This window comes from Niabella soli DSM 19437 (genome assembly GCF_000243115.2).
Lineage (GTDB): Bacteria > Bacteroidota > Bacteroidia > Chitinophagales > Chitinophagaceae > Niabella > Niabella soli.
In genome coordinates this window covers 1823451-1836637 of sequence record NZ_CP007035.1, presented here as the reverse complement: position 1 = coordinate 1836637, position 13187 = coordinate 1823451, and the positions used below count along the sequence as shown (strand labels likewise).

Here is a 13187-nt window from a genome sequence, read left to right as displayed (position 1 = left end):
TTTTAATTCGTTTATACTGAATTAATGGTGGTGATGCTGGTGCTCACTCACTAATTTGGCAAAATCATCGGCATTGATCGATTTTCCCTTGGGGCGTACTTTTGTTTCAGCCCATTCAAATATTTTTTGCGATTGTAAGCGGCCATAAGCATCTTCAACATACTTGCGGTCCTTCATCATTTTATTGATATAGTCCACAATCCAGGGCTGGTCTTCAACAGGGCCCATGTTGTTGCCCATATATTGAAACAGTTGCTGTTTTGCAAAATCCCTGATCTCATCCGGAGTCACCTGGATCTCGTTTTCAGCCACAATTTTTTCGGTGATAAGCGTCCACTTCAGTTGGTTAAGGAAGGTAGGAATTTCCGCTTCGATCTGCTCGGCGGTTTTTGCAGGCTGCGGATTTTCACCCTCCTGCTGCTGGCTGTTCTGTGTAATAAGCCAGTTTTTCAAAAAAGCTTCAGGAAACTCAATTTTTGTGTCGTCCACCAGGTAATGGAAGATTTGATCCTGCACCTGGTTACGGCTTTGAGCCGCCCAGTAGTTGAAAATTTCTTCTTTTATTTTTGCTTTCAGATCGTCTGCTGTTTTTACATCGCTACCAGGGTACAACTGGGTAAAGAATTCTTCATTCAATTCCCGCTTTTCCAAAAGCCCCACTTTAGTGATCACCAGGTTAAATGTCTTATCTTTTGTTGCCGCTTCGTCTTTGTTCAGGCCAAGGTCCGGTGCAATAAAATCAAGCTCCTTTTCTTCAAAAGCGTCACCCAGTTTTATTGTGATGGTGTCGCCGGCTTTTTTACCCATTAATTCTTTCCGGGTTTTAGGAGCGAAGTATTTTGCCAGCAGTGAATTTTCTTTTTTTATACCGTCTTCAATCACAGCGCCGTCGGCTCCTGTTTCTTCAAACGTTACGTTTAAAACGTTATCATCGCCTTCCACTGCTTCTTTATCGGTCATGTTGCCATAACGGTTCTGCAGCCTTTCGAGCTCTTCGTTTACCATCTCATCAGTAATATCAATATTGTAACCGGTAAGGGCGGCCTTGGCAAGGTCAGGCAATTTAAAATCGGGTTTCAGACCAATTTCAAAATGAAAATCATAAGCCTGCGGATTGCTTACATCCAGTTTGGTCAGATCATTCTCCAGCGGCAGGGGCTGGGCGAAAATGTTGATCTTGTTGGTATCCAGGTACTGTACCACTTCCTTATCAATAGAGCGGAGCACTTCATCCACAAAAAGAGAAGGACCGTACATTTTCTTTATTAATCCGGAAGGAACTTTCCCGGGGCGGAAGCCGGGAATATTGGCTTTTTTACTATATTCTTTTAATGATTTTTCAAAACCAGGTAAGTAGTCTGCTTTATCAAGCGTTACACTGATCTTTTCGTGGAGCGGGCCAATTTTTTCTTGTGTTACTGTAGCCATAATAAATTTATAGTTTATTAATTTATAGTTTATTGTTTATAAACCATAAACCACAAACCATAAATTGAAAATCGTCCGGATGAAGGGACTCGAACCCCCACACCTTGCGGCATCAGATCCTAAGTCTGACGTGTCTACCAATTCCACCACATCCGGAAAAGAACATAACCCCGATATGCTTTCGGGAGGGCTGCAAATGTAGGATATTTTGAGTAAAAAATGGGTTTTTTGACAACATTCGAATATTTTTTAGCGTCTGTATAATGAGCCGGCTGAATCCCATTTTATTAAGGGGTTAGTTCTTAATCATTGATTCTAAAGCAGATGCTGGTAGCAGTCATAAATTGTGTAATTTTAACACGAATGCCGGCAGGCATTGGGGTATAAACAGAAAAAGAGCGCAGGAGCATAATTTCATGAAAACGGTAGAACAAAAACCTAAATACAGTCTTAACGAAGAGCAGGAGAAAAAACTCATTTTAAGAGAATACCGGTCGCTGTTGCGGGCCTTAAAGGATAAAATAAAGCCGGGCGACAAAGATATTATCCGGCATGCTTTTGAAATGGCGGCGGAGGCGCATAGCAGCATGCGGCGTAAAAGCGGGGAACCTTATATCCTGCACCCGATAGCCGTTGCCAGGATCTGCGTGGAAGAGATCGGCCTGGGCGTTCGCTCTACTGTTTGTGCCCTGTTACATGATACTGTGGAAGATACTGATATTACATTGCAGGATATCGAACGCGAGTTTGGTTCCGAGATCGCACGCATTGTAGACGGGCTTACCAAAATATCCAATGTAATAGATGCCACCGCTTCACAACAGGCAGAGAATTTTAAAAAGATCCTGCTTACGCTTACCGATGACCCAAGGGTGATCCTGATCAAACTGGCAGACCGGCTGAATAACATGCGTACACTGGACAGCATGAAGCGGGAAAAGCAATTGAAGATCGCTTCTGAAACCGTTTATGTTTTTGCGCCCCTGGCCCACCGCATGGGGCTGTACAGCATAAAAACGGAACTGGAAGACCTGGCGATGAAGTACCTGGAGCCGGATACTTACAAAGAGATCGCTAGAAAATTATCAGAAACCAGGCGCGATCGTACCCGGTACATCAATGAATTTATCAAACCCATTAAGGAGAACCTGGAGAAAAATAAATTTGATTTCGAAATATATGGTCGCCCTAAGAACATCCATTCCATCTGGAATAAAATGAAAAAGAAGGGGGTGACGTTTGAAGAAGTGTATGATCTTTTTGCCATCCGGATCATTTTAAACTCGCCGCCCGATCGGGAAAAAGAAGATTGCTGGAAAGTGTATTCATTGATCACTGACGAATATACACCTTCCATCGAGCGCTTGCGGGATTGGGTAAGCAACCCTAAATCCAACGGGTATGAAGCGTTGCACACAACAGTGATGGGCCCCCGGGGCAAATGGGTGGAAGTGCAGATCCGCACCAGGCGCATGAACGAGATCGCTGAAAAAGGATTGGCCGCGCATTGGAAATATAAGGAAGGCGCTCCCGATAGCCACCGGGATGAAAACCGCTTTGATAAATGGTTTCAGCAGATCCGCGAAGCGCTGACCAACCCGGATGCGGATAGTGTGGATTTCCTGCAGGATTTCAAAATGAGCTTCCTCACGGAAGAAATTTATATCTATACGCCTAAAGGTGATATAAAAATGCTGCCGGTAGGCAGTACGGCGCTGGACTTTGCTTTTTCTATTCACACGGCCATCGGGTCAAAAACCATCGGCGCAAAAGTGAATCATAAGCTGGTGCCCATCAGCTATAAATTAAAAAGCGGGGATCAGATCGAGATCATCACCAGTAATAAGCAAACGCCCTCTGAAGACTGGCTTTCATTTGTTGTTACAGCTAAAGCCAAAAACAAGGTAAAGGAAGCGCTTAAGGAAGAAAAAAAGAAAGTGGCGGACGAGGGGCGGTATACCGTTCAGCGGAAGCTGGAGGGGATGGGTGTAACCATGCACCAGGGAAATATCGATGAACTGGTCCATTTTTATAAATTGAATTCAAATCTTGAATTATTTTACCAGGTAGCGATAAAGAATATCGATCTGAAAGAGCTGAAAGAATTTAAAGTGATCGGTGATCGTATTGAATATCCCAAACCCGTTAAGATCGTTCAGGAAAACCGGATCGAAAGTCATACGCCCTCGCCCTCGTCAGGCAATAAGGCCGATACGGAGCTGATCATTTTCGGGGAAAGCAGCGACAAAATTATGTACCACCTGGCTAACTGTTGTAAGCCTATCCCGGGGGATGATGTATTTGGGTTTATTACTACCGGCAAGGGGCTGGCCATCCATCGCACCAATTGCCCCAACGCACCCAAGCTGCTGGCCAATTACGGGCACCGCATCGTAAAAACGAAATGGGCGAAGAATAAGGAGATTTCTTTCCTTACGGGGGTTAAGATCATTGGGATGGATGATGTGGGCGTTGTAAGTAAAATTACCAATCTGATCTCGGCAGAACTAAAAATAAATATTGCCGCACTGACTATTGAAGCCTCTGACGGGCTTTTTGAAGGAAATATAAAGGTATTTGTACACGATAAAGAAGAACTGGACGAACTGGCCAACCGCCTGAAAAACCTGGATGGGATCGAATCCGTGGAACGCTATGATACGGAAGATATTCCGGGGAAGTAGGCAATAGATAGAAGTGAATAGTGAATGGTCAATCGGAGATCCGTAAAGCATTGAGCGTTTTGCGGTCAGTACTGCTGCTTAACGCGTAAGGCATAACGCTTAACGCTTGTATCGTTGTTAGCTACGGATCAGCGTTTCTTATGCAGCATTCAGCGTTCAGCATTTAGCGTTCGGCATTCCGCATTGGGCATCCCGCAACCAGAAACCAGAAACCAGCATCCAGAAACCTGCAACTTGTAATCTTTTCCCGCCAAACCTCTATTTTTGTACCCTTAATTCATATCAGGTAATAAAAATTTAATAATGATAGATGTAATTCTGGGTCTGCAATGGGGTGATGAAGGAAAAGGAAAAATTGTGGACTTCTTTGCAAAAGATTATGATGTGGTAGCCCGTTTCCAGGGCGGACCAAATGCCGGGCACACCCTGTACCGCAACGGGGAAAAACTGGTGCTGCGCCAGATACCTTCCGGTATTTTCAACCAAGGAAAAATTAATCTTATCGGGAACGGCGTCGTGCTGGACCCTGTGTCTTTAGAACAGGAATGCCAGCAGTTGACCAAATTTGAGGGGGATCTGAAAAAGAACCTGTATGTATCTGAACGGACCAACCTGATCATCCCCACGCACCGGGCGCTGGACAAAGCTTCTGAACAAGCTAAGGGGAAAGGGAAAATAGGCTCAACGCTAAAAGGGATCAGCCCTGCGTATATGGACAAAACCGGCCGCAATGCTTTGCGGGTGGGCGATATCCTGAATCCTGATTTCAAAAACATGTACGAGGCATTAAAAGAAAAACATTATGTAATCCTGAATACTTATGGTTTTGATGAAGATATCAGCCAGGACGAACAGGAGTTCTTTAAATCCATCGAATTCCTTAAAACATTGAATATTGTTAACGGCGAATACTTTATTAATAAATTGTTGAAGGAAGGCAAAAAAGTATTGGCAGAAGGCGCCCAGGGAAGTATGCTGGACGTTGATTTTGGCACCTTCCCGTTTGTAACATCCTCCAACACCATTTCGGCAGGTGTATGTAACGGATTGGGTGTGGCGCCACAATACATTAAAGAAGTTATTGGTATTACAAAAGCTTATTGCACCCGTGTGGGCAGCGGTCCCTTTCCGTCAGAACTGGAGAATGAAGATGGTCAGCGTTTGCGCGATATTGGGCGGGAATACGGAGCCGTTACCGGTCGCCCGCGACGTTGCGGATGGATCGACCTGGTGGCGTTGAACTTTGCCTGCATGATCAACGGGGTTACCCAACTGGTTATGACCAAGGCAGATGTGTTGGATCATTTTGAAAAACTGGAAGTGTGCACCGCTTATTCCCTGGACGGAAAATCAATTACCGAAATCCCGCTGCGTTTGGACCTGGCTGATTACAAGCCTGAGTTTAAAGCGTTTGATGGCTGGCACGCCGATATCACTCAAACAAAATCCTATGCGGAACTGCCGGAAAAGATGAAGATCTATATTGATTTTATTAACGAATATCTGGGGGTAGGAGTGAGGTATATATCCAACGGGCCCGAGAGAGACCAGCTAATTAAAATTTGATTCACAAAAAATCAGTTTAAAAATTTGGAGAATTAAAAACTTCGATTAAAATTTACACTTTCAATTATTAGATTTTATTAGGTATGGCAAAATCAAATAAATCAACCGGAACAGATAAGAAGACAAACGCAGAAAAGGCGTCGCCGAAGTCGAAAAAACATGACGAAGAAATGGATGAGGAAGATGACGATCTTTATGAAGATGCGGATGCCCCCAAGCCAGGCAAAAAAGGCAAAACGATAACAGATGACGATGAGGAGGAGGAGGATCTTGACGATGACGTAGACGATTGGGACAAGGTAGAGGAAGGAGAAGACTGGGATAAAGATTTTGATGAATTTGATATCCCCAAATCAAAATCGAAGTCGGGCGGAAAAGGAAAGAAATCTTCTTATGAAGATGAGGATGATTTTAAGCCTGATGAAGAGTTTGATGACCTGTTTGGCAACGAAAAGGATGATTTTGATGACGAGGACGATTTCTGATCCTGCTTTAATTAAAGAGAAGGTGCTAAACTGGTTACATCGGTTTAGCACCTTTTGCTTTTTGGACTCCTGCGCGCTTCCGGGGCAAAGCCTTGATTTCATTGCCGGGGCGGGCGCAGTGTCTGCTTTTGAGGCTTCGCAAAATGATGCATTAGAAGCTTTTGGTGAATACCAGAAAAAAAGACAGGGGAAATGGCTGCTGGGTCATTTAGGGTATGAGCTAAATACCAGCGGACCGGAGGCCCTTTCTAATAAAACAGACCAGCTTTTATTCCCTGATATATGCTTTTTTGAACCTGAAATAGTGCTGCAGTTAAAGGAGGGTATATTGGAAATTGATGCAGCGGATCCTGCTGCGGTATATGATGCCATCCTGAATATACCAGCAGATACAACTGCAGTTGGCAGCCCGGTGGTGTTGCAACCGAGGGTAAAGAAAGCGGCCTATCTGCAGGCAATTGAAGCACTGCAAAAGCATATTCACCGCGGCGACTGTTATGAGATTAACTATTGCATCGAGTTTTTTGCCGAAGACACGGTGATTGATCCGTTTACAATTTACCGCCAACTTACAAAAAAAACCCCGGCGCCGTTTGCCGGCCTGTACCGGTTACAGGATAAATGGCTGGTCTGTGCCAGCCCTGAACGGTTTCTGAAAAAAACGGGGAGCAATATTATTAGTCAACCCATTAAAGGAACGCTGCCGCGCCATGCGCAGGATGGAGTGCTTTTGGCCGGAGAGCGGGAGAATTTATTGAACAGCCAAAAGGACCGGGCAGAAAATGTGATGGTAGTGGACCTGGTGCGTAATGATCTTTCAAGGATCTGCCGGGAGGGATCGGTGCGTGTTGACGAACTTTTTGGAATTTATAGTTTTGCGCAGGTGCACCAGATGGTCTCCACTGTTTCGGGTGTGCTTCCTGATAATTATGCTTTTCCGGATATGTTGAAAGCAACCTTCCCAATGGGTTCGATGACCGGAGCGCCTAAGGTTAGCGTAATGAAACTGATCGATCAGCATGAACAAGCCAAACGCGGCATCTTTTCCGGGTCGATCGGGTATATAAGCCCTGACGGGGATTTTGACCTGAATGTGGTGATCCGGAGCCTGATGTATAATCACTCCACAAAGTATCTATCCTGTAAGGTAGGGTCTGGTATTACGATTTACAGCGAAGCGGCAAAAGAATGGGAAGAATGCCTGTTAAAAGCTAAAGCGATTGAAGAAGTGCTGAAGGGGTGAAAATAAGGAATGTGAAATATTAAATGTAAAAGTCGATAGTTTTTCTGTTATGTTGTCAGCTTCAGTACTTCTATCGGCTTCCTTGCTCCGATAGCTGTCGGGACTCCCTTCGGCTTCAGCACTACTAGCAGTTTTTTAATGAGAGGGCAAATGTATGCCCACAGGCTCTTTGAAGCAATGACATTCCTTGCGCCACTGCTCCTTTGCGTCGTTGCGTGAAACTTTGCGGGAGTTTTGTTCTCACAGATCCCGCAGATTTTCACAGATAATAAACCCCGTGATGCTAAAGAATCTTTGGCCGCGCCGCTGCTTCTTTGCGTCGTTGCGTGAAACGCGTCGATGGCTATCAGGATAGAGTGAAATAGCGGTAGATGAATAGGAAATAAGGAATATAAAAATCGGTTACGCATTGTTTGCCTCAAACTTATAATAGACAAGTTTGAACAAAGTGCAGCTCGCCAGCAGAAATAGGAGACTGATAAAAATAATATTGCTGAGCATCATGATAAAGTACCCGGCGAAAAAAAGGACCAGCAACGTTTTTACAAAATGTTTCAGCGGCATCAATTTTAAAAAGCTGAGCGAGGTCAGCAATACTAATGTTGTAAAGGCATAAAGCCCCAGTGATAACGCATTAAAATACCCCAACCCTTTAAGCGCCAGGATACAGAGTAGCAGTACTTCAGGAACTATGAGAACCAGGCTGAAACAGGCATACTGGATGAGCCGCCTGGCAATTGATACAGGTAATGTTCTGTAGAAAGAAAGATACTGTTCTTCATAACTGCGTATGCGGTTTATGAACACCCCATTTGCCAGTACTCCAAAACTGAAAAATAAAAAGGTGAGGTGCAGGCTGTCGGGGGTTAGACTATTGTTTACCGTTATGAAATATAAAAAAACACAGGTATATACTTTAATACCTGCCCAGGCAATTTTCTGTGTTGTGAAAACGGCCCTTGCGAGCATAAATGGATAAAACGAGGCAGGCCGCACTTTCCGGAAAAAGCCATTTGTCAGCCAGGCTTGTTGCCGTCCGGGGTGATTTAAAAGCCACACATGCCGGGCGGGAAGTATTAAGAGCGCGGCTAGTTGAAAAATAAAGACGATGCTTGTAGAAAGGATGGCATGCAGGTAAATACCTTCTGCAATAACGAGCGTAATATAAAATGTTATAGGTAGCAATAGTATAAAATCAACGATAAAGAAAAGCCGGTATTGTTTGCGGGATGGAAGGCTTTTCAATATCGCAATAAATTCATAGGAGGGTTGGCGCAATAGCTGTACGATAAATACGGCGCATTTTCTTGAATAGAAGATCCACAATAAAAGAGCCGCATACAGAAATGGATGAATGCTCAATATTGCTTTAATTAAGCCATAATGATACCGGAAAAGATCGGCGCCGTCAACAGTGCCCACAATAAAGAAGAACATAGTAAATACAAATACAAAGGTGCCGGCATTTTCTTTATAAAAAGGTTTGATAAAGGATTTATAAAGGACCCGGGCAATCATGTTCACTGTATAGTTTGGTCTTGAATTAAAAGTTCTGTACAGCCCGTCAGGAATTCGTGCGGGTCCTGGTGGGAGCTCAGGAGAAAAGAGGTTCCGGCGCTCCTGTGGCGGTCATTGATATAAGCCCCTAATAACTTGCAGGTTGCGGCGTCCAGGGTAATAAAAGGCTCATCCAGTAAAATTACTTTTGTTGCGCCGGAAAAAGCTAATATAAGTGATAGTTTTTTCAGCATCCCGGCGGAATAGGTTGCGGTCTTATTGCTTATATATGCGGCGCTGTTAAAAAGGTGCACCAACGAAGCTGTTGCGTCATTGCCAACCTCTTTGATCCGTTGATATAACCGGATGAGATCAGTACCTGTTAAAAAATCAGGATATAGAGGCTCTGCGGCTGCCCAGCTTAATTGTTTTCGATAGGTGACCGGGTCTTGTTTTTGAGGGATAGCATTTATCGTAATGGCGCCCTCAAAAGGGATCATGCCAGCAAGTATTTTTAAAAAAGTAGTTTTGCCAGAGCCATTTGCGCCTTTTATCCAATAGATGCCTTTTTCTAAATTGCAGGAAGGAATATCCAGTATCAACTGCTGGTTATACTTCTTTATCAGACCCGAAATTGCAATCATGCAGTGTTATTAAGGGGCTGTAAAATATAAAATTCTGCTGCTATATTTTGTTAATGTTTTGGGAGGGTAATAAAACAAAAACCCCACTTTGCAGCGGGGTGTATATGAATCGTTTTTCTTAATTACCGGTATTCGGGGTTGATGAGCATTTGAATGGACTCATTCAGCATCTCATTCTTTTTGGAAAGGAACTCCTGCATTTTATCTTCGGGCAATTTTAACTGGTAGGTGCTGTTGGAGGCCAGAACCTTATCCAGACTGGGATTGAGCTTGCTAAACGCCTCAATGTCCATTGCAAGGTATTTGGCAATAGCTCTTGAATTATAACGACCGCTGATCGTTTGTACTTTTACATTGAGTTGTGTAGCATCGTCTTTAACGGTTTTCATCATTGCCAGGGCCTGATCCCGCGAAACCGTAGTTACGCCACCCTGGCCCTCCATTATATAATGAGTGGCAATGAATTTTTTTACATGGTTCCTGCTTTCTGCGGGTAAATAATACTGAAGGTTCCAGAAATCATTGCTGCCTGCTTTGTTAATTGCTGAATTAACGCGTCCGGGTCCGCAGTTATAAGCAGCTACCACCAGTAGCCAATCCTTATAGATATTATACAGGTAGTTGAGATATTTACTTGCAGCTTTTGTGCTTTTCAGGTAATCGGTTCTTTCGTCGCGTCCGCGGGTAACGGTTAAGCCCAGTGTGCGGGCAGTTTCGGGCATAAATTGCCAGGGGCCTACGGCACCTGCCCAGGAAACCAGGTTGGCTCTTAAATGCGATTCTATCACCGCCAGGTATTTCAGTTCTTTGGGGATGCCATTCTGCGAAAGGACATCGTCCATCATATCAAAATAAGGCCGCCCCCAGGATTTCAGGTTATTGAGCTCCCGTGCATTTTTTTCAACATATTCCTTCACAAAGCTTACGGCCCTGGGATTTAAATGTTCTGTTTTGATGCCTTTAAAAGTAGCGCTCTTTGCATCGGTATTGTCAAAAAGGTCTTTGAATCCTGCCTTAGGATCGGCTTTTACCAATTCCGGGGTAGCGGTGGCAGCAGGTGCGGCGGCGGTTTCCGTAATCGGGCTCAGTTGCGCCTGCGCTCCTGCACACGCATGAGTTACCACAAGAACCAGCGCTCCTTTTAAAAATAACGTCAACTTGTTTTTTGTCATTATTCCCGTTGTGTTTTAGATAACAAAACCTGGTTCCAGTAAAAAACGCAGTCTGATCAATGGATTAAATAAAACGATTATTTATCCAGATTATTGTTACAGAAAGACAGCAAAGATAATTCATTAAAAGGAGCCGCCATTAGCTGAACGCCAAAGGGCATCTTTTGAACAGAGTGGACAAATTTAGGGATTGAAATAGCGGGAATGCCGGCCAGATTTGCCATAACTGTATATATATCAGCTATATACATGGCTATAGGATCGGTAGTTTTTTCCCCTATTTTGAAGGCAACGGAGGGGGCAGTAGGTAGGCAGATAAAATCAAAGTCCTTGAAAATCAAGTGTAAACGATTTGTTAAAATCATCCGGACCTTTTGTGCCTGGGTAAAATATGCGTCATAATAACCCGAACTGAGCACAAAGTTTCCCAGGAGAATACGGCGTTTTACCTCTTTTCCAAAGCCTTCGGAACGGTTCTTTTTATAAAAATCATCCAGTTCCAGGCCGGTAGCCGGGGATCGGTAGCCGAATTTAACGCCATCGTAGCGGGAAAGATTCGACGAGGCTTCAGCCGTGGTCAAAACATAATAGGTAGGTACAATATAATCCAACAGATCAAACTGTACCGGCTGAACCTGGTGCCCTTCGGCAGTCCAGTCAGCCAGTTGCTGTTGGATAGCGGCGCTTATTTCGGGGTCCAGACTTTCATGTTCCAGGGCTTCCGGGAAATAAGCTATTTTATATTTTTTCCCGGATATTAGTTGTGTGGCATAAGCGGGCACCGGTTCTTGCGAAACGGTGCTGTCAAATGCATCGGCCCCGGAGATAACTTCCAGGATTAACGCTGTGTCAGGAATAGTAGTGGCAAAAATGCCGATCTGGTCGAAAGAAGAAGCATAGGCGATCAATCCGTAGCGGGACACCCTGCCATAAGTAGGCTTCAGGCCCACTATACCACAAAAATCTGCCGGTTGCCGTACAGAGCCGCCGGTATCACTGCCCAGGGAAGCCATGCATAAGCCTGCCTGTACCGAAACGGCCGATCCGCCGGATGATCCGCCCGGAATACGGGAAGGATCTGCAGCATTCAGTACTGCACCATAAACGGAATTTTCGTTGGAAGATCCCATGGCAAATTCATCGCAATTGACGCGGCCAATGATAATTGCGCCTTCAGCGAGCAACCGCTCCACAACCGTTGCAGAAAAAATAGCCGTGAAACCGGAAAGTATTTTTGAAGCGGCTGTTAACCCGTGCCCTTTGTGGCTGATGACGTCTTTTACGGAAAGTATCACGCCGTGCAATTTGCCAGCAGGAGCAGAAAGAAGATCTAATTCCTCCGCCCTTTTTAAAGCTTCTTCTTCGTAAATTTCTATAAAAGCATTGAGGTGTTTGGTGGCCTCAATTTTTTTCAAACAGGCTTCCACCGTTGCCTTACAGGTGGTCGTGCCCTTTTTTAACCGTTCGTGATACTCGGAAATAGAAATGAAATCCTGCAAAAGAAAAAAGCTTTTGTAGTCAGATAGTGATATTTAACAATGGGTCTTATTCGTGAGAAGAAGAAGTTGCCGCGCTTTTAGGTTCAGAAGTAACCTGATTGGCGCTCTCTTCGATCTCTCTTTTTACATTATCCTTTGCATCGTTGAATTCGCGCACTCCCTTTCCTAAACCTTTCATCAGCTCAGGAATTTTTTTACCTCCGAATAACAACAACACGATAACCATAATGATAATGATCTCATTAGTACCCAAAGCACCCAACAGTTGAAAATTTGCCATGATAATTAAAAATTAATGTTCAAATATAGTGATTGTATAGCAATCACAACAGTTAAATAAAAGATTAAAGAATTCCTAAAAATAATACAGCTAAAAAGAGTTTTTGTTTTAAAACGTGTTGTTTTTTTCAGGTTTTTTTCATTTTTCCTAAGGCGTCTGAAATGCAGCGGTTTTCCCGGAATACTACCCGGCCGGGAAGCCGGTAGGGCGGTAAGGCAAAAGCAATTGAAAGACAATAGCAATAAAAAATCCCGCTCCGTAATTGCGGGGCGGGACCAGGTATAAAAATCTTCTAATAAAAATTATGCTTTTTCTTTTGCAGAAGCTGCTGTAGCAACCGCCATGCGTTTTTCACGGATGCGGGCGCTTTTGCCAAAACGCTCTCTCTGATAGAACAGTTTCGCGCGGCGTACTTGTCCCACTTTATTTAATACAATAGAATCGATATTGGGAGAAGTAAAGGGGAATAATCTTTCCACACCAATACCGTCAGAAATTTTACGAACAGTGAAAGTAGCAGTGCTGCCGTTTCCTTGTTTTTTAATTACATCTCCTTTAAAAGACTGGATCCTTTCTTTATTACCTTCGATAATTTTATAATTAACGGTAATATTATCGCCAGCTTTAAAGGCAGGGAACGACTTTTTCGGAGTCAGTTGTTCATGTACAAAATCTATAGCGCTGCTCAT

At 43.9% G+C, this 13187-nt stretch carries 11 protein-coding genes and 1 tRNA gene; 4 read left to right on the top strand and 8 right to left on the bottom strand.

The features are described from left to right. Nucleotides 1–21 precede the first annotated feature (21 nt). Both tig and NIASO_RS07755 read right to left on the bottom strand, forming a co-directional pair. Nucleotides 22–1428 (bottom strand): trigger factor, encoded by a 1407-nt coding sequence (gene tig / locus NIASO_RS07760; protein ID WP_008584620.1) that lies wholly within the window; start codon nucleotides 1426–1428, stop codon nucleotides 22–24. A gap of 74 nt (nucleotides 1429–1502) precedes the next feature. Then, nucleotides 1503–1584, bottom strand: a tRNA-Leu gene (locus NIASO_RS07755). 260 nt (nucleotides 1585–1844) lie between these two features. Here NIASO_RS07755 and NIASO_RS07750 point away from each other — a divergent pair. The 4 genes from NIASO_RS07750 (at nucleotide 1845) to NIASO_RS07735 (ending at nucleotide 7406) form a co-directional block, all read left to right on the top strand. Next, a complete protein-coding gene (locus NIASO_RS07750) occupies nucleotides 1845–4112 on the top strand; it encodes a RelA/SpoT family protein (RefSeq protein WP_008584621.1) in 2268 nt (755 codons plus the stop codon). Between the two features lie 303 nt (nucleotides 4113–4415). Continuing rightward, nucleotides 4416–5678, top strand: coding sequence for an adenylosuccinate synthase (locus NIASO_RS07745; RefSeq protein WP_008584623.1), 1263 nt, complete (start codon nucleotides 4416–4418; stop codon nucleotides 5676–5678). Between the two features lie 83 nt (nucleotides 5679–5761). Next, nucleotides 5762–6163: a hypothetical protein gene (locus NIASO_RS07740; RefSeq protein ID WP_008584624.1), complete on the top strand. Its 402-nt coding sequence runs from the start codon at nucleotides 5762–5764 to the stop codon at nucleotides 6161–6163. Beyond that, nucleotides 6144–7406, top strand: a complete 1263-nt coding sequence (locus NIASO_RS07735) for an anthranilate synthase component I family protein (RefSeq protein WP_008584625.1) — start codon at nucleotides 6144–6146, stop codon at nucleotides 7404–7406. The genes NIASO_RS07740 and NIASO_RS07735 overlap by 20 nt, the downstream gene beginning before the upstream one ends. 402 nt (nucleotides 7407–7808) lie before the next feature. On the opposite strand, the gene NIASO_RS07725 is transcribed toward NIASO_RS07735, so the two are convergent. The 6 genes from NIASO_RS07725 to rplS all read right to left on the bottom strand — a co-directional run bounded on the left by NIASO_RS07725 (nucleotide 7809) and on the right by rplS (nucleotide 13187). After that, nucleotides 7809–8924 carry a hypothetical protein gene (locus tag NIASO_RS07725; RefSeq protein WP_008584629.1) on the bottom strand — a complete coding sequence of 372 codons (1116 nt, stop codon included), beginning with the start codon at nucleotides 8922–8924 and terminating at the stop codon, nucleotides 7809–7811. Nucleotides 8925–8926: 2 nt separating this feature from the next. After that, nucleotides 8927–9547: an ABC transporter ATP-binding protein gene (locus NIASO_RS07720; RefSeq protein ID WP_008584631.1), complete on the bottom strand. Its 621-nt coding sequence runs from the start codon at nucleotides 9545–9547 to the stop codon at nucleotides 8927–8929. 122 nt (nucleotides 9548–9669) lie between these two features. Then, complete coding sequence (locus NIASO_RS07715) at nucleotides 9670–10719, bottom strand: lytic transglycosylase domain-containing protein (protein WP_008584633.1); 1050 nt, start codon at nucleotides 10717–10719, stop codon at nucleotides 9670–9672. 77 nt (nucleotides 10720–10796) lie between these two features. Continuing rightward, the gene (gene gatA, locus NIASO_RS07710; protein WP_008584635.1) at nucleotides 10797–12218 is read right to left on the bottom strand and encodes an Asp-tRNA(Asn)/Glu-tRNA(Gln) amidotransferase subunit GatA; all 1422 of its coding nucleotides are present in this window, start codon (nucleotides 12216–12218) and stop codon (nucleotides 10797–10799) included. A 46-nt stretch (nucleotides 12219–12264) separates the two neighbouring features. After that, nucleotides 12265–12498, bottom strand: a complete 234-nt coding sequence (locus NIASO_RS07705) for a Sec-independent protein translocase subunit TatA/TatB (protein ID WP_008584636.1) — start codon at nucleotides 12496–12498, stop codon at nucleotides 12265–12267. A 302-nt stretch (nucleotides 12499–12800) separates the two neighbouring features. Further along, on the bottom strand, nucleotides 12801–13187 hold the full coding sequence (gene rplS / locus NIASO_RS07700; protein ID WP_008584638.1) for a 50S ribosomal protein L19: 387 nt from the start codon (nucleotides 13185–13187) through the stop codon (nucleotides 12801–12803).